Origin of the sequence: Halomonas sp. GD1P12 (assembly GCF_025725645.1) — a bacterium.
Lineage (GTDB): Bacteria > Pseudomonadota > Gammaproteobacteria > Pseudomonadales > Halomonadaceae > Vreelandella.
Map to the genome: position 1 here is coordinate 125,132 of NZ_CP107007.1, position 26,029 is coordinate 151,160.

23 protein-coding genes are annotated in these 26,029 nt (G+C 64.4%); 15 read left to right on the forward strand and 8 right to left on the reverse strand.

All coding sequences use genetic code 11. The features are described from left to right. Positions 1-21 precede the first annotated feature (21 nt). The 11 genes from OCT39_RS00580 to OCT39_RS00630 all read left to right on the forward strand — a co-directional run bounded on the left by OCT39_RS00580 (position 22) and on the right by OCT39_RS00630 (position 11,817). On the forward strand, positions 22-1,722 hold the full coding sequence (locus OCT39_RS00580) for a methyl-accepting chemotaxis protein (RefSeq protein ID WP_263585795.1): 1,701 nt from the start codon (positions 22-24) through the stop codon (positions 1,720-1,722). Between the two features lie 57 nt (positions 1,723-1,779). Continuing rightward, positions 1,780-2,169, forward strand: coding sequence for a chemotaxis response regulator CheY (gene cheY / locus OCT39_RS00585; protein ID WP_263585796.1), 390 nt, complete (start codon positions 1,780-1,782; stop codon positions 2,167-2,169). A 39-nt stretch (positions 2,170-2,208) separates the two neighbouring features. Next, the gene (gene cheZ / locus OCT39_RS00590; RefSeq protein ID WP_263585797.1) at positions 2,209-2,904 is read left to right on the forward strand and encodes a protein phosphatase CheZ; all 696 of its coding nucleotides are present in this window, start codon (positions 2,209-2,211) and stop codon (positions 2,902-2,904) included. 115 nt (positions 2,905-3,019) lie between these two features. Further along, positions 3,020-4,186: a flagellar biosynthesis protein FlhB gene (gene flhB, locus OCT39_RS00595; protein WP_263585798.1), complete on the forward strand. Its 1,167-nt coding sequence runs from the start codon at positions 3,020-3,022 to the stop codon at positions 4,184-4,186. Then, positions 4,183-6,267, forward strand: a complete 2,085-nt coding sequence (gene flhA / locus OCT39_RS00600) for a flagellar biosynthesis protein FlhA (RefSeq protein WP_263585799.1) — start codon at positions 4,183-4,185, stop codon at positions 6,265-6,267. Before flhB ends, flhA begins: the two co-directional genes overlap by 4 nt. Before the next feature lie 40 nt (positions 6,268-6,307). Then, the gene (gene flhF, locus OCT39_RS00605; protein ID WP_263585800.1) at positions 6,308-8,548 is read left to right on the forward strand and encodes a flagellar biosynthesis protein FlhF; all 2,241 of its coding nucleotides are present in this window, start codon (positions 6,308-6,310) and stop codon (positions 8,546-8,548) included. An 83-nt stretch (positions 8,549-8,631) separates the two neighbouring features. Next, positions 8,632-9,129, forward strand: coding sequence for a hypothetical protein (locus OCT39_RS00610; RefSeq protein WP_263585801.1), 498 nt, complete (start codon positions 8,632-8,634; stop codon positions 9,127-9,129). 37 nt (positions 9,130-9,166) lie between these two features. Further along, positions 9,167-9,571 carry a flagellar protein FlhE gene (locus OCT39_RS00615; protein ID WP_263585802.1) on the forward strand — a complete coding sequence of 135 codons (405 nt, stop codon included), beginning with the start codon at positions 9,167-9,169 and terminating at the stop codon, positions 9,569-9,571. A gap of 25 nt (positions 9,572-9,596) precedes the next feature. Continuing rightward, a complete protein-coding gene (locus OCT39_RS00620; protein WP_263585803.1) occupies positions 9,597-10,295 on the forward strand; it encodes an RNA polymerase sigma factor FliA in 699 nt (232 codons plus the stop codon). Positions 10,296-10,334: 39 nt separating this feature from the next. Further along, positions 10,335-11,150, forward strand: coding sequence for a motility protein A (locus tag OCT39_RS00625; protein ID WP_263585804.1), 816 nt, complete (start codon positions 10,335-10,337; stop codon positions 11,148-11,150). Positions 11,151-11,154: 4 nt separating this feature from the next. Further along, complete coding sequence (locus OCT39_RS00630) at positions 11,155-11,817, forward strand: flagellar motor protein MotB (protein ID WP_263585805.1); 663 nt, start codon at positions 11,155-11,157, stop codon at positions 11,815-11,817. Here OCT39_RS00630 and OCT39_RS00635 read toward each other — a convergent pair. The 3 genes from OCT39_RS00635 to uvrA all read right to left on the reverse strand — a co-directional run bounded on the left by OCT39_RS00635 (position 11,814) and on the right by uvrA (position 16,102). Then, complete coding sequence (locus OCT39_RS00635) at positions 11,814-12,362, reverse strand: hypothetical protein (RefSeq protein WP_263585806.1); 549 nt, start codon at positions 12,360-12,362, stop codon at positions 11,814-11,816. The two genes, OCT39_RS00630 and OCT39_RS00635, sit on opposite strands and share 4 nt — an antisense overlap. 41 nt (positions 12,363-12,403) lie before the next feature. Continuing rightward, on the reverse strand, positions 12,404-13,147 hold the full coding sequence (locus OCT39_RS00640) for a Crp/Fnr family transcriptional regulator (protein ID WP_263585807.1): 744 nt from the start codon (positions 13,145-13,147) through the stop codon (positions 12,404-12,406). Positions 13,148-13,270: 123 nt separating this feature from the next. Continuing rightward, the gene (gene uvrA, locus OCT39_RS00645) at positions 13,271-16,102 is read right to left on the reverse strand and encodes an excinuclease ABC subunit UvrA (protein ID WP_263585808.1); all 2,832 of its coding nucleotides are present in this window, start codon (positions 16,100-16,102) and stop codon (positions 13,271-13,273) included. 231 nt (positions 16,103-16,333) lie between these two features. Here uvrA and OCT39_RS00650 point away from each other — a divergent pair, with 231 nt between their 5' ends. The 4 genes from OCT39_RS00650 (at position 16,334) to OCT39_RS00665 (ending at position 20,193) form a co-directional block, all read left to right on the forward strand. Then, complete coding sequence (locus OCT39_RS00650; protein ID WP_263585809.1) at positions 16,334-17,716, forward strand: MFS transporter; 1,383 nt, start codon at positions 16,334-16,336, stop codon at positions 17,714-17,716. 143 nt (positions 17,717-17,859) lie between these two features. Beyond that, positions 17,860-18,480: a single-stranded DNA-binding protein gene (locus tag OCT39_RS00655; RefSeq protein ID WP_263585810.1), complete on the forward strand. Its 621-nt coding sequence runs from the start codon at positions 17,860-17,862 to the stop codon at positions 18,478-18,480. A 55-nt stretch (positions 18,481-18,535) separates the two neighbouring features. Further along, entirely contained in the window at positions 18,536-19,435 is a 900-nt protein-coding gene (locus OCT39_RS00660) for an NAD(P)-dependent oxidoreductase (RefSeq protein ID WP_263585811.1), read from the forward strand. Next, positions 19,432-20,193 carry a lysophospholipid acyltransferase family protein gene (locus OCT39_RS00665; protein WP_263585812.1) on the forward strand — a complete coding sequence of 254 codons (762 nt, stop codon included), beginning with the start codon at positions 19,432-19,434 and terminating at the stop codon, positions 20,191-20,193. The genes OCT39_RS00660 and OCT39_RS00665 overlap by 4 nt, the downstream gene beginning before the upstream one ends. A gap of 225 nt (positions 20,194-20,418) precedes the next feature. Here OCT39_RS00665 and fabB read toward each other — a convergent pair whose 3' ends face one another. From fabB to OCT39_RS00690, 5 genes are all read right to left on the reverse strand, one after another. Then, on the reverse strand, positions 20,419-21,636 hold the full coding sequence (fabB, locus tag OCT39_RS00670) for a beta-ketoacyl-ACP synthase I (RefSeq protein ID WP_263585813.1): 1,218 nt from the start codon (positions 21,634-21,636) through the stop codon (positions 20,419-20,421). A gap of 12 nt (positions 21,637-21,648) precedes the next feature. Beyond that, positions 21,649-22,164 (reverse strand): 3-hydroxyacyl-[acyl-carrier-protein] dehydratase FabA, encoded by a 516-nt coding sequence (fabA, locus tag OCT39_RS00675; RefSeq protein ID WP_252105831.1) that lies wholly within the window; start codon positions 22,162-22,164, stop codon positions 21,649-21,651. A 167-nt stretch (positions 22,165-22,331) separates the two neighbouring features. Further along, positions 22,332-23,738 (reverse strand): deoxyribodipyrimidine photo-lyase, encoded by a 1,407-nt coding sequence (gene phrB / locus OCT39_RS00680; RefSeq protein ID WP_263585814.1) that lies wholly within the window; start codon positions 23,736-23,738, stop codon positions 22,332-22,334. 79 nt (positions 23,739-23,817) lie between these two features. Next, complete coding sequence (locus OCT39_RS00685; RefSeq protein WP_263585815.1) at positions 23,818-24,738, reverse strand: MerR family transcriptional regulator; 921 nt, start codon at positions 24,736-24,738, stop codon at positions 23,818-23,820. 174 nt (positions 24,739-24,912) lie between these two features. Continuing rightward, a complete protein-coding gene (locus OCT39_RS00690; protein WP_263585816.1) occupies positions 24,913-25,998 on the reverse strand; it encodes an NAD(P)/FAD-dependent oxidoreductase in 1,086 nt (361 codons plus the stop codon). Positions 25,999-26,029 lie beyond the last annotated feature (31 nt).

A 26,029-nucleotide genomic window follows, 5' to 3' on the forward strand; every position in this document is an offset into this window, starting at 1 on the left:
ATATAAGGGGGTTGATAGGTCATGAAGCATATCGGGCGTAATTTGAGTATCCACGCGGCCGTCATCGCAGCGCTTGGCGGCTTTACGGTGTTGATACTGGCGTTGATCGCACTCAACGTGATGACGGATCGTTCTACCGCAAAGAGCGTGAATACGCTGACCACCATCAGCCGGGCGCAGCTCAACGAACTCAACCGGGGTGATTCGCTGCTCAACCAGGCACTGTTATCGCTCGAAACCGCGTCCAACTACCTCACAGGGAACCAGAGCGCGCTCGCCACTGAGTCGCTCAACACGGCGCTCGACCGCATCGAGCGCGCCGAAGCGCGCTTTAACAACTTCATCGCGACGCCGCGAACCCCTCAGGGCGAGGAGCTGGCACGAGAAATGATCGCAGACTATCAACGCCTGATGCCGGTCGTTAGACGCCAGCAAGAGGCGTTGCTAAACCGTGACATGGCGACTTTCAACCAGCTACGCACCGAAATGAAAGCGCCGCTGGCCACGATGGCAGAGAGTATCACCGCGTTCACCCAGTACGGCTTTTCACGGGTAGATGCGATTCACGATGAGCTTGAGTCGCAGCGCCATCTGTTCAACATGCTCTACGTCGCGGCGGTGATCATCTCGCTCATTCTCATCGTCGTGATTTACATCGGTCTGCGTCGCACCGTGACCTTGCCGCTCAACGACGCCGTGCGCCGGCTCAACAAGATCGCCGAGGCGGATCTGACCGAGCCGGTACCCCCCTCGGGCAAGAATGAAATCGGTCGCCTGTTCGCGGCCATGGGCACCATGCAGCAAAACCTGACCGGGCTGGTCGAGCGCGTACGCGGCGGCAGCAGTGAGATCCACCACGGCACCCGTGAAATTAGCCAGGGCAACACCGAACTCTCTTCGCGCACCGAGCAGCAGGCGGCCTCCATCGAGGAAACCGCGGCGAGCATGGAAGAGATGACCGCCACCGTGAAGCAGAACGCGGACAACGCGCGCCAGGCCAGCACCCTGGCCGGTGAAGCGTCTACCACGGCGGAGCATGGCGGCCAGGTCGTCGAGCAGGTGGTCCAAACCATGCACGGCATCTCGCAAAGCTCGCAGAAGGTCGCGGACATCACCAGCGTAATCGACTCGATCGCCTTTCAAACCAATATCCTGGCCTTGAACGCCTCGGTGGAAGCGGCGCGGGCCGGTGAGCAGGGCCGCGGCTTCGCCGTGGTCGCGGGCGAAGTGCGCAACCTGGCGAGCCGCAGTGCCGACGCCGCCAAGGAGATCAAGACGCTGATCGACAGCTCCGTCAAGCAGATCAGCGAAGGCTCGACCCTGGTCGAGCAGGCAGGCGCCACCATGACCGACGTGGTCAGCGCCGTGCGCCGGGTCGCAGACATCATGGACGAAATTTCCGCCGCTTCTCAGGAGCAGAGCGACGGCATCGAGCAGGTCAGCCAGGCGGTCGGTCAGATGGACGAAGTCACCCAGCAAAACGCGGCGCTGGTGCAGCAGGCTGCCGCCGCCGCGGCCTCGCTCGAAGAGCAGGCCAGCCGCCTCGAAGAGGCGGTCGCGGTGTTCAAGGTGCTGGACGGCGGGCGCGGCTACACATCGGCTGCCACCGCCAGTGCGCGCCCCAAACCGGCCGCAGCACCCCAGCCCGCCAAGCAGATCGCTCAACGACCCGAGCCCGCGCGAGCGCGTGAAAGCCAGGTCGAAGAGTGGGAATCCTTTTAATTCAACGCCCCCGACGCCGGTCGGGGGCCAATGCCCCCTATAGAGAGAGAACGAGCAATGGCCGACAAGAACATGAGCTTTCTGGTCGTGGACGATTTTCCGACCATGCGTCGCATCGTGCGCAGTTTGTTGAAGGAGCTGGGCTTCACCAACGTCGAGGAGGCCGAGGATGGTCAGGATGCCCTCAACAAGCTGCGCGCCGGTAGCTTCGAGTTCGTCGTCTCCGACTGGAACATGCCGAATCTGGATGGGCTCGAGATGCTCAAGGAGATTCGCCAGGATGCCGCGCTCAAGGAGCTGCCGGTACTGATGGTGACCGCCGAGGCGAAAAAGGAAAACATCATCGCGGCCGCCCAGGCCGGTGCCAACGGCTACGTGGTCAAGCCGTTCACCGCCGCGACCCTTGAGGAAAAACTCAATAAAATCTTTGAAAAAATGGGCAAATAAAGTGGTCGGGCTTTGCGCCTGGCGCACGAGGAGAGTGCCATGAGTCATAACGAGCAGGCAGACAACAAGACGCTGCCCGACGACGCCGCCGATGATTTGATTCATCGGATCGGCAAGCTCACCCGTATGCTGCGCGACAACATGCGCGAACTCGGGCTCGACAAGGAGATCGAAAAAGCAGCGGTGGCCATTCCCGATGCCCGCGACCGACTGCACTATGTCGCCACCATGACCGAGCAGGCGGCCGATCGCGCACTCAACGCCATCGACCGCGCCCAGCCGCTGCAGGATCAGCTCTCCGAGCGGGCCGAGGCGCTCGACAAGCGCTGGGCGGCCTGGTTCGAAGCGCCTCAGGAGCTCGATGAGGCGAAGGAGCTGGTCAAGCAGACGCGTGGCTACCTGGGTGACGTACCCGCGATGACCGCGGCCACCAACAAGGAGCTGATGGACATCATGATGGCCCAGGACTTTCAGGACCTGACCGGCCAGGTCATCAAGAAGATGATGGATGTAATCCGCGAAATCGAGCACCAGCTCGTGCAGGTACTGATCGACAACGTGCCCGGCGCCGAGGCGCGCGAAAGCATGCAGCGCAAGGCCCAGGATCAGTGGGAAAACGACAGCGTACGGCGCAAGGAAGAGCTGCTCAACGGCCCACAGATCCGCGATAACGCCCCGGATATCGTGACCGGCCAGGATCAGGTGGACGACTTATTGGACGAATTAGGCTTTTAATACCTTGTTATTGAGACATTGTTAAACGTCTCATCTGGCACACTAGGCACCTTACTCAGCCGTCCTTCGGGGCGGCTGACTTTTGGTGCGCCGTCCAGGATGAGCCGGATGACTCATGGCAGACAACGATAGCGATCAGGAAAAAACCGAAGAGGCCACGCCCAGGCGAAAGGAGAAAGCCCGTGAAGAGGGGCAGGTTCCCCGCTCGCGTGAGCTCACGACTTTTCTACTGCTGATGGCCGGCGTCATCGGGCTTTGGGGCATGGGCCAGATGCTCTACGACCAGCTCGGCATGGTGATGGAGCGGGCATTCTTGTTCGATCGCCACCAGGCCTTCGACCCCATGCCGATGCTGACCAACGCGCTCGATCTCGGTGAGCGCACGCTGATCGCGATGATCCCGCTGTTCGTACTGCTCGGCGCCGTGGCGCTGGTCGCACCCGCGTTGCTGGGCGGCTGGCTGGTCTCGGCCAAATCGATGCAGCCGAAGTTTTCCAAGCTCAACCCGATTTCGGGCGTCAAACGTATCTTCTCGAGCCAGGCGCTGATCGAGCTTGCCAAGGCGATCGCCAAATCGATTCTGGTCGGCGGCATCGCCAGCGCGTTCATCTATTTCAACATCGACCGGCTTTTGGGTCTGGCCGACCAGCCGGTGCAGCAGGCGCTGGCCAGTGCCCTGAATCTATCGGCGCTGGCGGCGGCTTTAGCGATCGCGTCGCTGGTGGTGGTGATTCTGATCGACGTGCCTTTTCAGCTTTGGAGCAACGCCAAGAAGCTTCGCATGAGCCAGGAAGAGGTCAAGCGCGAGCACAAGGAGTCCGAAGGCGACCCGCACGTGAAAGGGCGCATTCGCCAGCAGCAGCAGGCCATGGCGCGCGGGCGCATGATGAGCAAGGTACCCGAGGCCGACGTCATCATCACCAACCCCACGCACTACGCCGTCGCGCTCTCCTATCAGGAGGGCCAGATGGGCGCACCGCGCGTGGTGGCGAAAGGCGCCGACGCGGTGGCCGCGCGCATTCGCGATATTGCCCAGGAGGCGAGCGTGCCGCGGCTGGAGGCCGCGCCGCTGGCGCGGGCGCTCTATCACCACGTTGATCTCGACGGCGAAGTGCCGGCAGAGCTCTATACCGCCGTGGCCGAGGTCATGGCCTGGGCGTACCGCTTGAAAAGCGTGACGCAAGACGGTGGCGAAACGCCGCCAACCCCCGATAACTTACCGGTTCCCGACGAGATGACTTATCCCTCCCGAGGCCCCGGTGCTTTTGAGGCACGCTCATGAAGGCGTTTAGCCAGTTGATCAGTCGACGCAACCCCTTTGGCGATGTGCCGATCAAGCTGTTGGCCGGCCCGCTGCTGATTCTCATGATCCTTGGCATGATGATCGTGCCGCTGCCGCCGTTTGCGCTGGATCTGCTGTTCACCTTCAATATCGCGCTGTCCATCATGGTGCTGTTGGTGAGCATGTTCGCCGAAAAGCCGCTCGATTTCGCCGCGTTTCCCGCGGTGCTGTTGTTCACCACGCTGCTCCGGCTATCGCTCAACGTCGCCTCGACCCGCGTGGTGCTGATGGAGGGCCACCAGGGCGGCGCCTCGGCGGGCAAGGTGATCGAGGCTTTCGGCACGTTTCTGGTCGGCGGCAACTTCGCCGTGGGCCTGGTGGTGTTTCTGATCCTGGTGATCATCAACTTCATGGTCATCACCAAGGGCGCCGGGCGCATCGCCGAGGTCGGCGCGCGCTTCACTCTGGACGCCATGCCCGGCAAGCAGATGGCGATCGACGCCGATTTGAATGCGGGCCTGATCGGCGAGGAGGACGCCAAGAAGCGCCGCGCCGAGGTCGCTCAGGAGGCAGACTTCTACGGCTCCATGGACGGTGCCAGCAAGTTCGTGCGCGGTGACGCCATGGCGGGGCTGGTCATCATGGTGGTCAACATCATCGGCGGGCTGGTCATCGGCATGATGCAGCACGGCATGAGCTTCGCCGACGCCGGGCGCACCTATACGCTTTTGACCATCGGCGACGGCCTGGTCGCGCAGATCCCCGCGCTGGTGATCTCCACCGCCGCTGGTGTGACGGTATCGCGCGTCAACACCGAGCAGGACGTGGGCCAGCAGATGCTCAGCCAGCTCTTCGTCAATCCGCAGGTGATGATTCTCGCCGCCGCGGTGATGGGACTTCTGGGCATGGTGCCCGGCATGCCCAACCTGGTGTTCTTGATCTTCACCGCGCTGCTCGGCGGTCTCGCCTGGTATCTGAAGCGCCATCAGGAGAAGGTGCTGGTAAGCGAGGACATGGCCCAGGCGCCGGTGCCAATGCAGGAAACGCCGGAGGCGAGCTGGGAGGACGTGCAGCTGGTCGACACGCTGGGGCTCGAGGTTGGCCACCGCTTGATCCCGCTGGTCGACTCGCGCCAGAAGGGCGAGCTTTTGGCGCGAATCAAGAGCGTGCGCAAGAAGTTTGCCCAGGAGGTCGGCTTTCTGCCGCCGGTGGTGCACATTCGCGACAACCTCGAACTCTCCTCGAATGCCTACGTGCTCTCGCTCAAGGGCGCCGAGATCGGCCGCGCCGAGGCGCAGCCGGGCAAGTGGCTGGCGATCAACCCGGGCCAGGTCTCCGGCGAGCTGTCGGGTACGCCCACCGAGGACCCCGCCTTCGGCCTACCGGCGGTGTGGATCGATGCCAGCCAGCGCGAGCACGCCCAGGTATTTGGCTACACGGTGGTCGATGCCAGCACCGTGATCGCCACGCACTTGAACCACCTCTTGCACCGCCACTCGCCGGAAATGCTCGGCCGCCAGGAAGTGCAGAAGCTGCTCGACAAGCTCGGCGACGAGCAGAAATCCCTGGTCGAAGAGGTCGTGCCCAAGGCGATTTCGCTCACCATGCTCCAGCGCATCCTGCAGAACCTGCTCGAAGAGGACGTTTCGATTCGCGACATGCGCACGATTCTGGATACCCTGGCCGACGTCGCCGGCCAGCAGAAGGACGTGGGCGAGCTGACCGCTCAGGTGCGCATCAGTTTGGGGCGCTCGATTACCCAGCAGTGGTTCGCAGGCCAGGAGGCGCTTCACGTGATCGGCCTGGACGCCCAGCTCGAGCAGGTGTTGATCCAGGCCATGAACGGCAACGGCGCCATGGAGCCGGGGCTGGCCGATACGCTGATGAACCAGACCCAGCAGGCGCTGGAGCGCCAGGAAGCCAGCGGCGAGCCGCCGGTGCTGGTGGTTCAGCACTCGCTGCGCCCCATCGTCGCGCGCTTTTTGCGCCGCCGGCTGCGCCACCTGGTGGTGATGTCCCAGGCCGAAATTCCCGACGACCGCACGCTCAGAATCACCACGCTGGTGGGCGGGTCGCGATGAGACGTTGCGGGCGCGCTTTGAATAACGAAGGGGGAGAGCCATGAGCGTAAGACGCTTTATCGGTGCCAACAGCCGCGATGTCATGCGCCAGGTGCGCGCGGCGCTGGGCGACGAGGCGCTGATCGTCGCCAACCGGCGCACGGACACCGGTGTCGAAATCCTGGCCATGGCCGAGGACGCCGCGCTGGATCACACCGCGCCGCCAGCGCCTCAACCGGACATCGAGCCTTCAAGGGAGCGTTTAGCCGACGTCGATCGCCCCTACGCGCACGTTGCCGCGGCGCTCGAGGCGCCGCCCTCCACCGCGCCGGCAAGCGCGAGCCAGCCTTTCGAGGCGGTCAGCGAGCGTCTCTTGCAGGAGATGCAGGACATGCGCGCGCTGCTCGCCCGCACTCACGTGGCGAGTGCGCCGGCGCCGTCGACGGCGCAAACGCTCAACACGCTGCTCGCTCGCGTGGGGTTTGGCAACGAGCTTTGCGAGGAGATCAGCGCGGCACTGCCCGAATCGCTCGGCGCACTGTCGCCCCAGGACGAGCGGGTTCTCGCGTGGCTGCACCGCCAGCTCGTCGCGCGGCTCGAGGTACTCGACAGCGAAGAGGCGTTTTTCGACCAGACCGGCATCGTGGCGCTGGTCGGCCCTACCGGCGTGGGCAAGACCACCACCACCGCCAAGCTCGCCGCTCGCTTCGTCATGCGCCACGGCACGCGCCCGGTGGCACTGGTGACCACCGACAGCTTTCGTATCGGCGCCCACGAACAGCTGCGGATCTACGCCCGCCTGCTCGACACGCCGATGTACGCCCTCGATCACGAACAGCCGATCGACGACCTGCTCGGACGCCTTGGCGGCAAGCAGTGGGTGATCATCGACACCGTCGGCATGAGCCAGCGCGACCAGCGCGTCATCACCCAGATCGACCAGCTGCAGGGCGGCGGCTCTAGGGTGCGCCTGGTGCTGGTGCTCAACGCCGCCAGCCAGCCGGAAACCCTGGAAGAGGTAGTGCTGCGCTACCGCCAAGCGGCGCGGGCGGCCGGGGCGGAGCTCGACGACTGCATCATTACCAAGCAGGACGAGGCGGGCCGGCTGGCGCCGCTTCTGGATATCGTCATGCGCTTTGGCCTGCGCGTACTTTTCTGCTCCAACGGCCAGCGCGTACCGGAGGACATGCAGCTGGCCGAGCCGACGGCGCTGGTGGACCAGGCGCTCACCCACGCCATGACCGACGTGCGCGAGCGCGAACCCGCCCGCCCGGCCTGGTCGAGCGAGGCGCTGGCGCCGCGTTGGTCGCGGGAAGTGCTGGGCCAGGGGCGGCGCCTTGGCCTGCTGATGGCGAGCCTTCGCGAGCGCGTTGCCGGCTTCTCTCTGCTGGAGGCGAGCTGGGATATCGCCGCGCTGCCCGGCGTGCTCCACGACCAGCGTTTGGCAGCGCTTGCAGACCGCCATCATGAGCAGCGCGCGCTGGGGGTGGTGTGGTCGCCCCGGCGCGCCGAGCGCGGCATGGAGTGGTCGATGCCGGATCTGAATCTCGATGCCGACGGACGCCTCTGTGCGCTGACGCTTTTACAGCACCGCCAGAGCGCCGGCTGGCAGGCGCGCATCGACGCGCAGCGCCAGGCCGCGGTGCATCTGCTGCCCACCCTGGTCGAGGGCGAAACGCTTAATGCGCTGGAAGCCGAGCGCTTGACCTGGGTCAGCCGGGTCAGCGGAAGCCAGCGGGTATACTGGCAGGGCGAGCGCTACGCCATGGCCGCGCTGTTTGACGAGGCGACCCTGGGCCACCAGGTGCCCGTGCGCTTTCGCGGTCAGTCGCTTTCGCTCTACAGCGCCCACGCCGAGGTTACCGACGTCGCGGGCCGGCGGCTGCTCGCCTGGCGCGGCGAACTGCGCGACCCGGAAACATCGCGGCGGGTCGCCAAGCGCTATTGGCTCACGCCGGCGCGGCTGGGGAGCGAGGCGCTGTCGCTTTTGATCACCCAGCTGCAAAGTGAAGGCACGGTAGCGCTGACCAAACGCGTTTGGCGCGCGCTCAAGGAGTCGGACGGCGGCGAGGTCAGCGCTGAGCTACGGCTCTTGATGGCCAGCGGCGTAGCGTGCGTGGCCACCCACCTGGACAGCGCCGAGGACGAAGAGGCCCAGGCGTTGCAGCAGGATTTACTGCGCCTTTTGGGTAGCCCGCGCAAGCGCCGCGATAGCGCGCTGGCGGACGCGATCATGCACTTTCTAATGACCCGCGACGCGATCCGTCAGTTTGGCAGCGTCAGCCGCGAGACCTTTGCATGAGCGGCCAGGACCAGGCCGCGGGGCTGCGCCAGTGGGCGAACCTGCGCACCGGCCAGTCGGCCGGCGCGCAAGGCGACGACGATGTGCGGCAGGCTCAGGCGTTGGAGGCGAGCGAAGCCAACGCGCACACTGTCGATGCGCCCGTCGCGGACGCGCATGTCGCCAACGCGCACGTCGCAGACGCGCATGCCACCAACGCGCACGTCGCCAAAATACCGCTCGCCGTGGTCGGGCTTGGGTCGAAGCAGCGCGAGCCGGTGATCGCGCGCCTCGACGAGTGGTCGCGGCTTGGCCGGCGCTGGGCGGCAACGCCAGAGAGCTGGGAGGTCGTGCCGGTGGACGCCGATGCGCCGCTCCAGGCGCTCTGCGCGCGCTACTCGCGCTGGGCGCTGTGGGTGCGAAGCGACGCCGAGGCGTTCGCCGCCATGTACCGCACGCTGCGCCTGGTCAGCGAACACCAGGGGCCCAAACGGCTGTTGGCGCTGCATGAGCCGGGCCTGCCCCGCGCCGGGCTGCTCGAGAATCTGCGCGCGGCGGCGGCGGCGTACCTGGGGATCGAACTGCTGCTTTTGGCCAGGTAGGCCATACTGAGTGAGCCACTATGGTTAGGTTATGCTAATGAGAAACGTCATTCTCGCAGCGCTGAGTGGGGTGGTGGCCAGCGGGCTTTCGCTGTCGGCCCTGGCGGGCGGGGGCAGCTGGAGTGTCGATACGACCGGGCTGATGGTCGCGATGAGCGACCGGGCAAGTGCCAGCCAGGCGCTCGCGCCGCCGCCCAGTGCCGAGATTCATCAGGGGCGCATCGAGCGCGTCAACTGGCGCTTCGAAGCGCCGCCGGGGGCCGATATCCATGCCTGGCTTTGCCACCCGGAGCGCTGCGTCGCCCTCGACGGCCAGCGCGGCAGTGCCACCGGCCTTGCCGGGCTCAATGCCGGCGCGCCGCTCGAGTTTCGTTTCGCGTTGGGGCGTGGCCAGCCGCCGGTGAGGGTGAGAGGGCTTCAAGTGATTGTGAACTATCAGTGACCAGCGATTAGCCAGGGGCACGCCGATGTATACAGCAAAGGGAAGAATCCAACACAGCGATATGGTCAACCAGCACATGCCGCTGGTGCGTCGCCAGGCGCTGGCGTTGCAAGTTCGTTTGCCGGCCAGCATCGAGCTCGACGATCTGATCCAGGCCGGCATGGTAGGGCTTTTAGAGGCGCTGGGGCGTTTTGATGCCGCCCAGGGGGCGAGCTTCGCCACCTTTGCTAGCCAGCGAATTCGCGGCGCAATGGTCGATGAGCTGCGCACCCGGGACTGGCTGCCGCGCAGCGTACGCCGCTCGGCCCGGGCCATGGACGAGTCCGTGCGCCGGCTGGAGCAAAGCCTTGGCCGCCCCCCGGAAGAGAGCGAGATCGCCCGCGATTTGGACATGCCAATTAACGAGTACCAGCAGCTTCTGGCGGACACCAATAGTGGCCATCTGCTGCCTTTTGAGGAGCTTCTGGAGGAGGGCGGCGAGCCGATTCAGGAGTCGCTGAACGCGCCTTTCGAGGAGCTACTGGACGGCCAGCAGCGCGAAACCTTGATTGCCGCGATCGAGGCGCTGCCGGAGCGCGAAAAGCTGTTGATGGCGCTTTACTACCAGGAAGAGCTCAACCTCAAGGAGGTGGGCGCGGTGCTGGGCGTCACCGAGTCGCGCGTGTCGCAGCTACACAGCCAGGCCATCAGCCGTTTGCGGGCGCGTCTGCACGAGCCGGACTAAACCTTTTCACTGTCAACCCCAACCGGCGAGGAGCCGTCGATGAACCCCTCTACCCTGATTGGAATAGGCGCCAGCATCCTCTTGCTAGTGAGCGTGCTGTTCTTTACCGCAGAGTCCGCGGCAAGCTTCATCAACCTGCCCGGGCTTGCCATCGTCATCACCGGCACGCTGGCGGCGACCTTCATCAGCTATCCGCTCAAGGAAGTGGTGCGCGTGGTACGCCTGGTGGGGCTGGTATTTCGCCGCGAGAATACCTATGTGCGCGACGACATCGACGAGCTGGTCTCCATGGCCAGGCTCTGGTTCAAGGGCGACGTGCGCGCAGTGGAGCGCGAGCTCGAACACACCCGCAACCCGTTTTTGCGCACCGGCATCCAGCTCGTCATCGCCAACACCAAGGAAGACGAGATCTTTGACATGCTGCGCTGGCGTATCGCCAGGCTCAAGGCCCGCGAGCACGCCGAGGCGCAGATCTTTCGCACCATGGCGACCTACGCGCCGGCGTTTGGCATGATCGGTACCCTGGTGGGGCTGGTCAACATGCTCGAAGTCATGGACGCCGGGGATCTCGAGGTGATCGGCCCGCGCATGGCGGTGGCGCTTCTCACCACCTTCTACGGCATCCTGCTGGCGAACCTGGTGTTCAAGCCGGTGGCGGTGAAGCTCGAGCGGCGCACCGAGGAGCGCTTGATCACCATGAACATGGTGCTCGAAGGCATTTCGCTGATCACCAAGCGCCGGCTGCCGTCGTTCATCGAAGAGACGCTGAACTCGTTCGTGGCCAACTACCACGACGAGATCAACGATCCCCACGTGAAGCCGCGCCCGGGCAGCGGCGTCGCGGCGAAAGGCTAGCGCCATGCTCAATTGTGACGCCCGCCACGCGCTGGAATCGCCCTTTACCGGCGGCGAAGGCGAGGAGGGGTGGCTGACCAGCTACCTCGACGTATTGACGCTTCTGATCACGCTGTTCGTGCTGCTGCTGGCACTGACGCCGGCGGGTAGCGGCGGCGAGGCATCAAACGAAGGCCAGGGCCTTCAGCCGCTCTCCTCGGGAATCTTGCCGCGCGACAGCGGCCTATCGCCGGCCATGGCCGCGCTCGATATTCAGGGCGTAAGCGTCAGCCAGGGGCGCGAAGGCGTGACCCTGCGCATCGACGACAGCCTGCTGTTCGCCAGCGGCGCCGCCGAGTTGACCCCCCAGGGCGAAGGCGTGCTCGAGCGATTGAGCGAGGTGATCGACACCTTCGAGGGCGAGGTGTCGGTGGAAGGCCATACCGATAACGTGCCGATTTCGACCGCGGCGTTCGCCTCCAACTGGGAGCTTTCGACCGGGCGGGCGATCGCGGTGGTGCGCCATCTCGAGCAGGAGGGCGTGGCGCGGCAGCGGCTACGCGCCGTGGGCTACGCCGACACGCGCCCGCTCGCCGGCAACGACACGCGGGAAGGGCGCGCCGCCAACCGCCGCGTCGAATTCGTGCTGCGAACTCCCGCCCCGGAGCCGGCGCGGGTTACGCCTTAAGCCCCGGCGCAGCGCCGCTGCATCTCCTGAATCGCCTTGCCGGCGCCGTCGAGATCAAACGTCATGGTCCAGGGCGTGGCACTCCCCTGCTCGAAGCCGATGAACAGCTGCTCGCCTTCACTCATGCGCGCCAGTAGCGCGTCGAGCTCGCCCAGGTAGAAGTGGCTGTAGAAGCCGTCATCCCCCTCTTCGACGATGAACTCCGCCATGGTCTCCATGATCGGCGTCTGGTCGACGCGCAGCCGCGCCGGGACCAGGTTCACCGCGCGGCTCTCGGACTGCGTCTCTTTGAGGGTCACGCGTAGTTCGAGCCAGGGCAGGTGGCACACACCTTCGGTAGCGTTCACGCTCAAAATGGCGTCCGAATAGCTTTCGGCCTCCAGCGCGCGAAAGTGGCGCTGGCCGGCATCGGTGGTCGTCGCGGCGTGCCAGGCGCCGAAGGCGGTGTCATCGCTGACTGGATAGCGCGCCGCCTGGGCGGCGGTGGCGAAAACGAAGAGCCCGGCGACGCCGAGCGCGGCCGCGGCAACAGAGTGAGACGTCATGGGACGGTGCGCCGAGTATTGATGTCGAGAAAAGATACGCATCACTCCGACTGGCCGAGCAGCGGCCGCACGTTGTCGCTTAAGTAACAGTCGTCGAACTCGCCTTCGGCGGCAAGCGCCGCCAGGTCCGGGATGTTGATGTGATGGCGGTCGCGATAAATGAGCCCCGCCTCGCTAAGCGCGGTGAACGTGCGGCTGACGTGCACCGGGCTGAGTCCCAGTACGTCGGCGAGCTGCTCCTGGGAGAGCGGCAGGCGAAACTGCCCGGTCAAATCCGGGTTGGTCTGGCTCAGGCGGACGTACATCTCGTGGATGAAGTGGGCCATTTTTTGGCGGGCGGTGCGTCTTGCCAGGTTCACCAGCCGCTCGGTCAGAAGCGACTGCTGGCGGCTGCTGATGGCGAACATGACCGAGGTCAGCGGCAGCGACTGGCTGAACAGATCGATCATCCGCTTGTGCGGAAAACGGCACACCACGGCGTCGGTGATGAAGCGCACGTTTTCCAGCCGCTGGGAGAAGGCGAATTCGCGCAGGCCGATGATGTCACCGGGCAGGTACACCTCCATGATGTGACGATCGCCGTTTTCCAAATGGCGATAGGAGTAGGCCCAGCCGCTTCGCAGCGTGCAAAACTCCTGAGCGGGGTCCTTCAACTCCCACAGAAGTGACCCCGCCTTTTGATCGAGCGGGCTCTCTTCGAGCGAATCAAGCAGCTGCTCTTCGTCTTTTGACAACGAGTAATAATGGTTGAAGTGGCGAACAATACAGCTCTTTTCCTGACTCATGCTCGGTGTCTCCTTCTCTTGACTGCGTGCCCGGGCTGTGCCGCCGCTCAGGGCCGGCGGTGACGGCCAAAGGGGAACGATACGGCGGCTTGCCTGACATTGCCTTATCGTTTTTTTATTTTTTCACTTCTTTTTTTGCAATAGCGGCGCCAAAAATTGCCCGGTATGCGAGCCTTTTTTCTTCACCAGCTGCTCCGGGGTGCCCTCGGCGATGATCCGCCCGCCGCCGGAGCCGCCTTCCGGGCCCAGATCGACGATCCAGTCCGCAGTCTTGATCACATCGAGATTGTGCTCGATGACCACGATGGTGTTGCCGTGATCGCGCAGGCGATGGAGCACCGTCAAGAGCTGGCGAATATCCTCGAAGTGTAGACCGGTGGTCGGCTCATCCAGAATGTAGAGCGTCTGGCCGGTATCGCGTTTGGCAAGCTCGCGGGCAAGCTTCACCCGCTGGGCTTCGCCGCCGGAAAGCGTGGTCGCGCTCTGACCCAGGCGAATGTAGGAGAGCCCGACGTCCAGAAGCGTCTGCAGGCGCCGGGCGATGGCCGGTACCGGGCTGAAGAACTCGAGACCCTCCTCGACGGTCATTTCCAGCACGTCGTGAATGTTCTTGCCCTTGTAATGAATATCCAGGGTTTCGCGGTTGTAGCGCTTGCCCTTGCACACGTCGCAAGGCACGTAGATGTCCGGCAGAAAGTGCATTTCTACCTTGATCATGCCCTCGCCCTGGCACGCTTCGCAGCGTCCGCCCTTGACGTTGAAGCTGAAACGCCCGGGCTTGTAGCCTCGCGAGCGCGCCTCCTGGGTGCCGGCGAACAGCTCGCGGATCGGGGTAAAGATGCCCGTGTAGGTTGCCGGGTTGGAGCGCGGCGTGCGCCCGATCGGGCTTTGATCGATGTCGATGACCTTGTCGAGCTGGTCGAGCCCTTCGATGGCGCTGTAGGGCGCCGGTGTCATGGTGGTGGCCCGGTTGAGATCGCGGGCGGCGATCGGCATCAGGGTGCCGTTGATCAGCGTCGACTTGCCCGAACCCGATACCCCGGTGATGGCGATGAACAGCCCCAGCGGCAGCGTAAGCGTGACATTTTGCAGGTTGTTGCCCGTCGCCCCGCGCACCACCAGCTGCTTTTCCGGATTGCCGGGAATGCGATACGGCGGCACGGCGATTTCGCGAGTGCCGCAAAGGTACTGCCCGGTCAACGAGTTCTTGTTGTCCATGATGTCCTGGGGCGTGCCCTGGGCGACGATCTCACCACCGTGCACGCCGGCACCCGGACCGATATCGAGGACGTGATCGGCGGCGCGGATCGCATCCTCGTCGTGCTCGACGACGATCACGGTGTTGCCCAGGTCGCGAAGTCGCTCCAGCGTCTTTAACAGGCGATCATTGTCGCGCTGGTGCAGGCCGATCGAGGGTTCATCGAGAATGTACATGACCCCGACCAGCCCCGCGCCGATCTGGCTCGCCAAACGGATACGCTGCGCCTCGCCGCCGGAGAGCGTGTCGGCGCTGCGCTCGAGGTTCAGGTAGTCGAGCCCGACGTTGACCAGAAACTCCAGGCGCGAGTGGATCTCGTTGACGATCTTCTCGGCGATCTCGCCCTTGCGCCCGGGAAGCGCGAGGTTGGCAAAGTAGTCCCAGGCCTCGCCGATCGGCGTGCGCACGATGTCGGCGATGTTGCGATCGTCGACGAAGACGTGGCGCGACTCGCGACGCAATCGCGTGCCGTTACAGGCGGTACAGGGCTTCATGGCGATGTACTTGGCCAGATCGTCGCGCACCATGTTCGATTCGGTTTCCCGATAGCGGCGCTGCATGTTGGGCAGCACGCCTTCGAAGGCGTGCTCGCGGGTCACCTTGCGCCCGCGGTCGCTGACGTAGCTAAACGGCACGGGTTCGTTGCCGCTGCCGTTGAGAATGATGTCGCGCTGGCGTTTGGAGAGCTCGTTCCAGGGCGTTTCGAGGGCGAAATCGAAGTGGCTGGCCAGCGCCTGAAGCTGGGTGAAGTAGTAGATATTGCGCCGGTCCCAGCCCTTGATCACGCCTTCGGCAAGCGACAGCTCGTCGTGGCTGATCAGCTTCTCCGGGTCGAAATACTGCTGGATGCCGAGACCGTCGCAGGTGGGGCAGGCGCCGGCGGGGTTGTTGAACGAGAACATGCGCGGCTCGAGCTCGGAGAGCGAGTAGCCGCACACCGGGCAGGCGAAGCGCGAGGAGAACGCCAGGTCTTCGCGGTCGCCGTCCATGAAGTGGATCATCGCCGTGCCGTCGGCCAGGTTCAGCGCGGTCTCGAAGGACTCGGCCAAGCGCTGAGCGATATCGTCGCGCACCTTGAAGCGATCCACGACCACGCTGATGTCGTGTTTTTTACGCTTGTCGAGCGGGGCGATGTCGTCGAGTTCGAGGATCTGGCCGTCGATCTGCACGCGCACGAAGCCCTGGGCGCGAAGCTCGGCCAGAAGCTGCAGATGCTCGCCCTTGCGGCCCTTCACCACCGGCGCCAGCAGCATCAGTTTGGTGCCTTCCTCCAGGTTCATCACCTGGTCGACCATTTGCGAGATGGTCTGCGCTTCCAGGTCCTCGCCGTGCTCCGGGCAGCGCGGCGTGCCGGCGCGGGCAAACAGCAGGCGCAGGTAGTCGTAGATTTCGGTGATCGTGCCGACGGTGGAGCGCGGGTTGTGAGAGGTCGACTTCTGCTCGATGGAAATGGCCGGGGAGAGCCCCTCGATGTGGTCGACATCGGGCTTTTCCATCATGGAAAGAAACTGGCGCGCGTAGGTGGAGAGCGACTCCACGTAGCGGCGCTGCCCTTCGGCGTATAGCGTATCGAATGCAAGCGAGGATTTCCCCGAGCCGGAAAGGCCGGTAATCACGATCAGCTTGTCGCGCGGCAGCTCCACATCGATCTGCTTGAGGTTGTGAGTGCGTGCACCTCTGACCAGAATGCTGTCCATCAACACCTCGAATCGCGTGGCAAAAGCGTAATTATAAGTACTTATGCCCCATTACAGCAAAGCGGGCGGGACGCTTTGTCGCAAGGCGAGCGTTTCCAGCGCCGGCGCGAAGCGCTAGAATGGAGGGCTTTTCCAAATCGGCATTTCATCGTCGGTTGTCTTGAAGGCGCGCGTTTCAAAGGCGCCTCGACGGGTACCGCTCGTTCACCTGGTTCTAATTCAAAGGGCACTATGCGCAACCTCTCCACACTGCTGCTGGCTTCCGAGCGCCGCGCAATCAGTGGGCTGGCCGGGCTCTATGCCTCCCGCATGCTCGGGCTTTTCATGGTGCTGCCGGTGCTGGCGCTCTACGCCGACACGCTGTCCGGCGCCACGCCGTTGCTGGTCGGCGTGGCGCTGGGGGTCTACGGGCTCACCCAGGCCACACTGCAAATCCCCTTCGGCCTGCTGTCGGACCGTTTCGGGCGCAAACGCATCATCGCCCTTGGGCTTTTGATTTTTGCGCTTGGCAGTATCGTGGCCGCCAGCGCCGACTCCATTGGCGGCATCATCGCCGGCCGGGCACTACAGGGGGCCGGCGCCGTGGCGGCGGCGATCATGGCGCTGTTGGCGGATCAAACCCGCGAACAGGTGCGCACCGCCGCCATGGCTACCATTGGGCTCTCGATCGGCGTGTCGTTTGCCATCGCCATGGTGCTCGGCCCCTGGCTTGCAAGCCAGGCCGGGCTTGCCGGGGTATTCTGGGTCACGGCGGCGCTGACGCTGCTCGGGCTCTTCGTGCTGTGGCGCTGGGTGCCGCCGGCGCCGCGCCGGCTGCGCCACAAGGACGTGGGCATGGACCGTGCCCAGTTCAAGAGCGTGGCGGCCCGGTGGGATCTGTGGCGTTTGAACGCGTCGATCTTCTCGCTGCACCTGATCCTGATGGCGATTTTCGTCGCGATTCCGTTTCGCCTCGTCGAGGCGGGCGTGTCCATCGAGTACCACGGCCTTGCTTATCTGTCGATCATGGCGCTGTCGTTCGTCGCCATGGTGCCGCTGATGATCCTGGCCGAGAAGCGCCAGCAGATCAAAGCGGTGTGCCTGGTGGCGATCGGCGCGATCGGTCTGAGTTTGGTGGCGCTGGCGCTGCCGATCTCCCACGGCCACGCGCTGTTTGCCGGACTCTTCGTCTATTTCACCGGCTTCAATTTGCTCGAGGCGACGCTGCCGTCGATGCTGAGCAAGCTCGCCCCGGCGGGCGCCAAGGGCACCGCCATGGGGGTTTACTCCACCAGCCAGTTTCTCGGCGCCTTTCTGGGCGGCACGCTGGGCGGGGCGCTTTCCAGCGCCTTCGGTCTGGACGCGGTGTTCGTGGGCTGCGCGGTGCTGGCGCTTGGCTGGTGGCTGTTCATGTGGCGCCTGCCCTCGCCGCCGCCGCTTTCAAGCGAAGTGGTGGCGCTGGGCGACGACACCCATCCGGATACGCTGGAGCTTTTGATGCAGCGCCTCGCCGATGTGGTCGGCGTGGAGGATGTGATGGTGGTGCCGGAGGAGCGGCTGATGTATCTCAAGGTCAATCGCAAGGCGCTCGATCGCGGGGCGCTGGACAAGCTGATTCCCACGGACAAGCCCTGAGCGGCACACACAAACAGAGACATCGTCGCGGCGGGATTGGTGATACCCTTAACGCCTGCGAGGACACTGCGCGATCGCCGATGGGCGATCGACGAATACGAGAACCGAACTACCAGTACGGACTTACCAGATAGGAGCGAGCCATGGCGCGCGGGATTAACAAAGTCATTTTGATCGGTAACCTGGGTCAGGACCCGGAAGTACGTTTCACGCCGTCGGGCACGGCGGTAGCGAACCTGAATCTGGCGACCTCGGATACCTGGACCGACCGCCAAAGCGGCCAGCGCCAGGAGCGCACCGAGTGGCACCGCGTCGTGCTGTTCAACAAGACCGCCGAGATCGCCCAGCAGTACCTGAAAAAAGGCTCCAAGGTCTACGTCGAAGGACGCCTGCAAACCCGCAAGTGGCAGGACCAGAACGGCCAGGACCGCTACAGCACCGAGATCGTGGCCAACGACATGCAGATGCTCGATAGCCGCGGCGGCGATTTCCAGGGCGGCGGTGCGCCGCAGCAGAACTATCAGAACGGCGCCCCGCAGGGTGGCCAGAGCTATCCTGGCAATCAGCCCAACAACCAGCCCAGCCATCAGAACGCGCCGCCCCAGGGCAATCAGTACGGCGGCGGTCAGCAGAGTGCTCCCCAGCAGGGCGGTCAAGGCGCACCCAATCGCGGCGGCCAAAGCGCGCCGAACGATCAAAACGGCCGCTTCGGCGCGCCGGACCCGGGTAACTTCGACGATTTCGACGACGAAATTCCGTTCTGAACCCCGTCGCTCATGTGATCCACGTTTGGCGCAGTGAGAGAGGAGAGCGTCTGCCTTGAAGCTTTTGATACTGGATGCCGGGCACTGCTTGAGCCTGGCGCTGGCCCGCGAGGCCAGCCGCCGGGCGGATACCGAGCTGGTCATCGAGCAGGGCATGGGCGTGGACGCCCAGGAGCTTGGGGCGATCGCGCCTCATGCGGTGATCATTCCGCCGCTGGCCGAGCCTCACACCATGCCCCCGGCCGACGTGAAGGCCTACGCCGATGCGGTCGATGCGTGCATGGAGGCGTGCAAGGCGCACGGCGTGGCGCTGGTCTGGTGCGTATCGGATCAGCTCTACGAAGAGGGCTTCGAGATTCCGATCGACGAGCACGTGGTGCCCGCGCCGCGTGACGAAAGCCTGCGGCGTCTGGTCGCCACCGGCAATCGGATTCGCGCCGAGTACCACCGCCACTTGATCGTGCGGCTGGGGCCGCTGTTCGCGCTCGACGGCAGCCACGCCTGGCTTGGCGACATCATCGATAGTCTGGTAGCGGGCCAGAGCGTGCGCGCCGCCGAGGACGTGATCTGCTGCCCGACCTCGGCGGACTCCGTCGCCATGGCGCTGATTGGCATGCTCGCTCAGCAGGGATGCGGTGCCGAGGCCTGGGGGGCGTACCACCTGGCGGGCATCGAGCCGGTCAGCGCGTTCACCTTTACCTCGATGGTGCGCACACAGCTCGTCACGCACCTGGAAGGGCGTGGCGAGTCGGTGGCGCTGGGCGAGGTCACGGCGCTGAATCATCATCACGACGCCAAGCTCAGACGCGTACTCAACTGCCGCCGAGTGCTGGACGTGTTCGGCGTTCATCAAAAGCCCTGGCGGCTGGAAGTCGGTCGAATGCTGGATGCCTGGTGCCTGACCCGCGACCAGAGCCCTCCTGAGCAAGGCCTCGAACAAGGAGAGTCGGCTTGACCAACGTGTTGCGCAGCCTGGTCTTTTATCTGGGCTACTTTACGGTGATGCTCGCCTGCGGCGTGCTGTTCTTGCCACTCACGCCGTTTCTACCGCTGGCCTGGCGCTATCGGCTGCTCAATCTGTACAACTACTTCGTCATCTTCTGGTTCCAGTGCGTGTGCGATGTGCGCTACGACATCCAGGGGCGCGAACATATCCCTGACGGGCCCTGCGTCATTCAGGCCAATCACCAGAGCGAATGGGAAACCGTTTTTCTGCAGGTGATGAAGCCGCCGGTCTGTACCGTGCTCAAGCAGGAGCTTTTACGCATTCCGATATTTGGCTGGGCGCTTCGTTTGTTACGCCCGATCGGGCTCGACCGCTCCAAGCCAGCGCGGGCGATGAAGCAGGTGCTGACCCAGGGCGTGGCGCGGCTGCAAGGCGGGCTATCGGTGTTGATCTTTCCCGAGGGCACTCGGGTCGATCCGGGGCGCCGCAAGCGCTACAACAAGAGCGGCACGGTGGTGGCGTGTCGGGCTGGCGTGCCGGTGCTGCCGGTGGCGCACAACGCCGGCGAGCGCTGGCCCGGGCGCCACTGGGTCAAACAACCCGGCGAGCTGCGGGTCCGCATCGGCGAGCCGATCGAAACCGCCGGGCGCACCCCGGACGAGGTGCTCGCCGAGGTGGAGCGCTGGATCGAGTCCACCCTCGAGGAGATTTCTGACGTGCCCCGCGGCGACCCCGTGGCCATGAGCGTCGCGCCTCGGGCCCGGTAATACACTCGAGCCCAGCTTTTGCGCGGCCCTGGTGTGCTTTAAGTTAGCGGCGGCTGAGGCTGGCGCTGCCGGGTAACCCGTAGCGAGGGTCTTTCGCCAGGGAGGGCGAAAGTAGCGTACAGGGAGGTATTCACAGTGCCCTCGCGTAGGATTACCCGGCATCCCACAGAACAGACCAACAAAAACGGCGCCTCTAGGCGCCGTTTTTGTTGCTGCGTATCACTACTAGTCGGCGTAGCGCTGGAACACCAGACAGGCGTTGGTGCCGCCAAAGCCGAAGCTGTTGGAGAGCGCCCGCTCGATGGCGACGTTATCGCGCCGCTCGGTGACGATGTCGAAGCCGTCGGCCTGCTCGTCGAGCTTGGTGACGTTGGCCGAGGCGGCGACGAAGCCATGCTGCATCATCAAAAGCGAGTAGATCGCTTCCTGCACGCCGGTGGCGCCCAGCGAGTGTCCGGTCAGCGACTTGGTCGAACTCATCGCCGGGGTCGAGTCGCCGAAGACTTCGCGAATCGCTTTCAGCTCGGCGACATCGCCAACCGGCGTCGAAGTGCCGTGGGTATTGATGTAGTCGATATCGCCATCCACCGTGGCCATCGCCTGGCGCATGCAGCGCGTGGCGCCTTCACCCGAGGGGGCGACCATATCGACGCCGTCGGACGTGGCGCCGTAACCCACGACTTCGCCGTAGATCTTCGCACCGCGCGCTTTCGCGTGCTCGAGCTCTTCGAGCACGACCATGCCGCCGCCGCCGGCGATGACGAAACCATCGCGGGTCTGGTCATAAGGCCGCGAGGCGGTTTCCGGGGTATCGTTGTAGTGGGTCGAGAGCGCCCCCATGGCGTCGAACAGGCACGACAGTGTCCAGTGCTCCTCTTCACCGCCGCCGGCGAACACGACATCCTGCTTGCCCAGCTGGATCTGCTCCATGGCGCTGCCGATGCAGTGCGCCGAGGTCGCGCAGGCCGAGGAGATCGAGTAGTTCACGCCCTTGATCTGAAAGGGCGTGGCCAGGCACGCGGAGACGGTGCTGCCCATGGTGCGGGTGACGCGGTACGGCCCGACGCGACGCAGCCCCTTGTCGCGCAGCACATCGGCGGCTTCGACCTGGTTGGCGCTGGAGGCGCCGCCGGAGCCTGCGATCAGCCCGGTACGCTCGTTGGAGACCTGCTCTGGCGTTAGCCCCGCGTCCTCGATGGCCTGCGCCATCGACACATAGGCGTAGGCCGCGGCGTCGCCCATGAAGCGCAGAAGCTTACGGTCGATCAGCGCTTCAAGATCGATCTGTACGCTTCCGGCCACGTGGCTACGAAAACCGCGCTCGGCATACTCCTCTTTAAAGCGAATGCCGCTGCGCCCGTTTTTCAGCGCGTCCAGAACCTGGTGCTGGTCATTGCCAAGACAAGATACGATGCCCAGGCCGGTGACTACCACTCGTCGCATGGGAGCCTCCTGTTAAAAATTCGCAGTGGAGGTGAATAGGCCAACGCGCAAGTCGTTCGCCTGGTAGATGTCGCGTCCGTCCACGGACACCGTGCCATCGGCGATGCCGAGAATCAGCCGGCGCGTGATGACCCGCTTGATATTGATACGGTACGTGACCAGTTTCGCATCGGGCAGGATCTGCCCGCTGAACTTCACTTCGCCGCAGCCCAGCGCTCGACCGCGCCCGGGATGACCCAGCCAGCCCAAATGAAAACCGACCAGCTGCCACATGGCGTCCAGTCCCAGACAGCCCGGCATGACCGGATCCCCCGGGAAATGGCAGTCGAAGAACCAGAGATCCGGGGTGATGTCGAGCTCGGCGATCAGCTCGCCCTTGCCATGCTCACCGCCTTCTTCGTGAATGTGCGTGATGCGATCGAGCATCAGCATGTTGGGTGCCGGCAGCTGCGCATTGCCGGGGCCGAACAGCTCGCCGCGCGAGCACGCCAGCAGTTCTTCGCGATCAAAGGAATGTTGCTTGGTCACTGAATCGTTCCGAGGTTCAAGGTGGACGTTGGCCGTCCGTCGCACCGGCGTTACGCGCCGGGGATCGCGACGAACGGCTGGCAAGGCCATGCCTAGTCTACTTCCGGAAACCGCTGAATGCACGCCATCGTCGATCTATCGTTGAGTCGGCGCGGGCTGTCGGGCGTTCAAAGCGCCTTGAACGCCTCCAGCGCCCGCTGGCGCGCCGCCTTGTGATCGACGATCGGCTCGGGATAGTCGAGCTTCGTTAGCATGTCGCTCGGCGGGGCGTGGCGCGCCTTGGCGGGAAGCTCGGAAAGCTCGGGCAGCCACTCGGCGATGAACTCGCCGTCCGGGTCGAAGCGCGTCGATTGGGTGGTGGGGTTGAAGATACGAAAGTAGGGCGCGGCGTCGGTGCCGGTGGAGGCCGCCCACTGCCAGCCGCCGTTGTTGGAGCAGAACTCGCCGTCCACCAGGTGTTCGAGGAAAAACCGCTCGCCTCGGCGCCAGTCGATCAACAGGTGCTTGCTTAGAAACATCGCGGTGACCATGCGCAGGCGATTGTGCATCCAGCCGGTATTGACCAGCTGACGCATGGCGGCATCGACGATCGGGTAGCCGGTACGCCCTTCGCACCAGGCCTTGAAGCCCTCGTCGTCGTCGCGCCACTCAAGCGCTTTGGTGTGTTCCTGAAACGGCTCGTGGCGTACCACCCGGGGAAAGCCATAGGCCACGTGCTGATAAAACTCACGCCAGACCAGCTCGTTGACCCAAGTGGTCAGGCCCTTGTCACCATCGGCGAGATGGCCGCCGTTGTGGCTCATCACCGCCTGCATGCACTGGCGATACGACAGTACCCCGAGGGCGAGATAGGGCGAGAGCTCGCTGGTACCGGCGACGGCGGGGAAGTCGCGCTGCTCGTTATAGCGCTTGGCGCGTTTTTGCAAAAAGCGCGCGAGCGCGTCGCTCGCCGCGTCTTCACCGGGGGGCCACGCCGTCTGATTCACCGGCGTCTGATCGAGTTCGGGCAGCGCCGGGATCGCGTTGTTGCCAATGGAGAGCGCGGCCTGCTTTTTCGGCGCGTCCAGCACGTGCAGCTGCGAATCCTTCAGGTTCTTGTGCCAGGCCTTCGAGAACGGGGTGAACACGCTGTAGTACTCGTTCTTGCCGGTCAGAAGCGTACCCGGTGCAAACGCAACGGCGTCGTGGTAGCTGTGGGCGGGAATGCCTTCGTGCTTGAACGCCTCGAGTACCTGGGCGTCGCGGCGATGCTCGTTGAGTGGGTACTGGCGGTTGAAGTGCAGCCGCTCGATACCGTGCTCGCGGGCAATCTCTAAAAGCGCCTCGGCCGCCTCGTCATAGCGGCCGATATCGCGGTGCAGCAGCGGAATATTGAGCGCGTTCAGGCTCTCTTTCAGCGCGCGAACGCTTCTGTGCCAAAAGTCGATCTTGTTGGCGCCGTGGCCGTGTTCGCGCCACTGCTCGACACTGCGCAAAAACACCGCCACCACCGGGCCCTTCTCGGCGGCGGACGCCAGCGCCGAGTGATCGAAGGTGCGAAGGTCGGTTCGAAACCAGACAAGCTGAAGCGCCATGACTCCCTCCCTGGAGCGTCAAAAACGCCGGCGGTGAAAAGCCGGCGTCAACAAAGTAGTAAACCCGAATGGCAGGGCGTTACAGAATGCCGGATTCACGCAGCAGCGGGCGCAGCCGGGCGATTGCCTGAGGCAGGTCGTCGCCGAGCATATGAACATCGCTGTCGCGCAGATCGACATCGCGCTGGCGGGCGACTTCGCCGCACACGCCAATCGGCACGCTCAGCGACGTGGCGGCGCGCGGCAGTGCCTGGCGGATGAAGTCATCGTTTTCGCGCTGGCCGCTGGTCAATAGCACCATCGAGCAGTGCAGCCGCGTTACCGCCTGGGGCAGGTCCTCGAGCGCAAGCGAATGGTCGAGAAGCTGAACCCGATAGCCCTGTTCGCTCGCCATCAGCGCCGTCATCAGCACCCAAAGCGGACCCGGGTCGTCGGGCATGGCGTTGAGCAGAATCAGCGGACCGCGGGTGGCCTGGTTGGCGTAGTGAAGGCGAATGCCGACCTGGCTTCGCAGAAACGCCTCCAGCGAGCGGCGCACCAGGTCATCCGGTTCGATCGCCCACTTCGCCTCCAACGTTGAGATCACCGGCTGCCACAGCTCGTTGACCGCGGTGCTCAGCGGATAGAGCGCCAGGCTTTGCTGATAGAGCGACTCGAGTTTGGCCAGATCGATCGCCTCGATAGTGGCCAACAGCTGCTGGCGCTGGCTGGCCCAGTCGCCGGCATCCGGGGCTGGGGTCTCGACGGTTTCCGGCTGGTCGAGCAGATCCGCCACCTGGCTGACCGGCACCCCGCGATTGAGCCACTGCAAGATCCGCTCGATGCGGATGATGTCGTCCTGGGCGTAGAGCCTGTGGCCCTTGGGGGTGCGCTGCGGGCAGATCAGCCCGTAACGGCGCTCCCAGGCGCGCAGGGTGACCGAGTTTACTCCCGTCAGTCGGGAAACTTCCCGAATCGGGTAAAGTGGCGTATCGGGTGGGTGGGTCGCCTTCTTGCTCATGGGCGCCATTGCCTCTTGGTTGCCTCGGGCCGATGCCCCAGGGATCTTTCATGAATGGCGGCGGCGCGCAGCAAAGATGTGTCTGCTCGCCGTCTGGTATAACGTTAAAGCCTTTTTTGGTAGCGTACTTTGTACAACTTTTTGACGTTGGGTACAACCTTGCGCAGGCTAACGTTATACGGACGTTTGATTTCGGTAACTCTCTGGTAGCTCTGCCAATGCATTTCCAAGCTCCCGCCCGGAGAGCCAGGCATCCTCGACACGGCTGCCGCGAAAGCTCTCGCCACATAGCGCAAGGCCCTGTTCACTGTACAAGTATGACTCGTGACCGGGCGCGCTTGCCTGAGCGTAGCGCCAGCGGTGAGCGCCCAGCTCGACGATGTCGGGCAGCTCAATGTCGCGCGGTAAAAGCGAGCGAAAGGCGGCGTAGAGCGCGCAGGCGACTTCGCCCGCCGGGCGCTCGAGCATCTGCTCGCTCCAGTCGAGCTGGGCGAGCAGGCTGAGGCTTTCCGGCTGGTGCTCGCGGCCGGGCTTGGTGTGGTTGCGCGATACCAGTCTGAGCGCTGCGTGGCGCGCGTGCAGCGATTCCCAATGGATGACGCTATCGATCGGCGGCAGCGGCGTCTTGAACACCACGTAACCGGCCCAGCAGCTTCGCTGGGCGCGCGCGCTACACGCTTGTGCCAGCACAGGATCCCACTCGCCGATCAGCGCCTCGGCCTGGGGGGGCGGAGCGGTGATCACGACCGTATCGAAAGTGCCGAGCGGCTGATGGTGATCAGCACAAAGCGCCCAGCCGCGCTGGCCATCGCCTGGTTTCGTCAGCGCCTGAACGCGGGTGTCGAAGTGGGTCTTCACGTGTTTAAAACGCGTAAGGCGGTTGGCGAGTTCGCGGGTGATCGCGCTCATGCGTGGAGCGCCTGTATAGCGGCGCTGGTCGTCATCCAGCCTCGTCCAGCCGGCGTTGCCGGCCTCGAAACTGACGCCGGGCCAGCGGGCGACGACACCCTGGTTTTCGAGGGATTCGATCAGCTGCAAAAACCGCGCGTCGCGCACGGTAAAGGTCTGGGCGCCCAGATCAAGCGTGGCGCTCGGGCGGCGCTTGCTGGCCATGCGCCCGCCCGGGCCGCGCGCCTTGTCGAACAGAGTCACGTTGATGCCTCGTTCGGCCATCGTTTGAGCGCAGGCAAGGCCTGATATGCCGGCGCCGATCACGGCAACGCGTTCAGGGCGAGCGGCTCGGCGCGCTTTTTCGGGCATAAATCCTCGCGTGAATGGATGACACTCAATA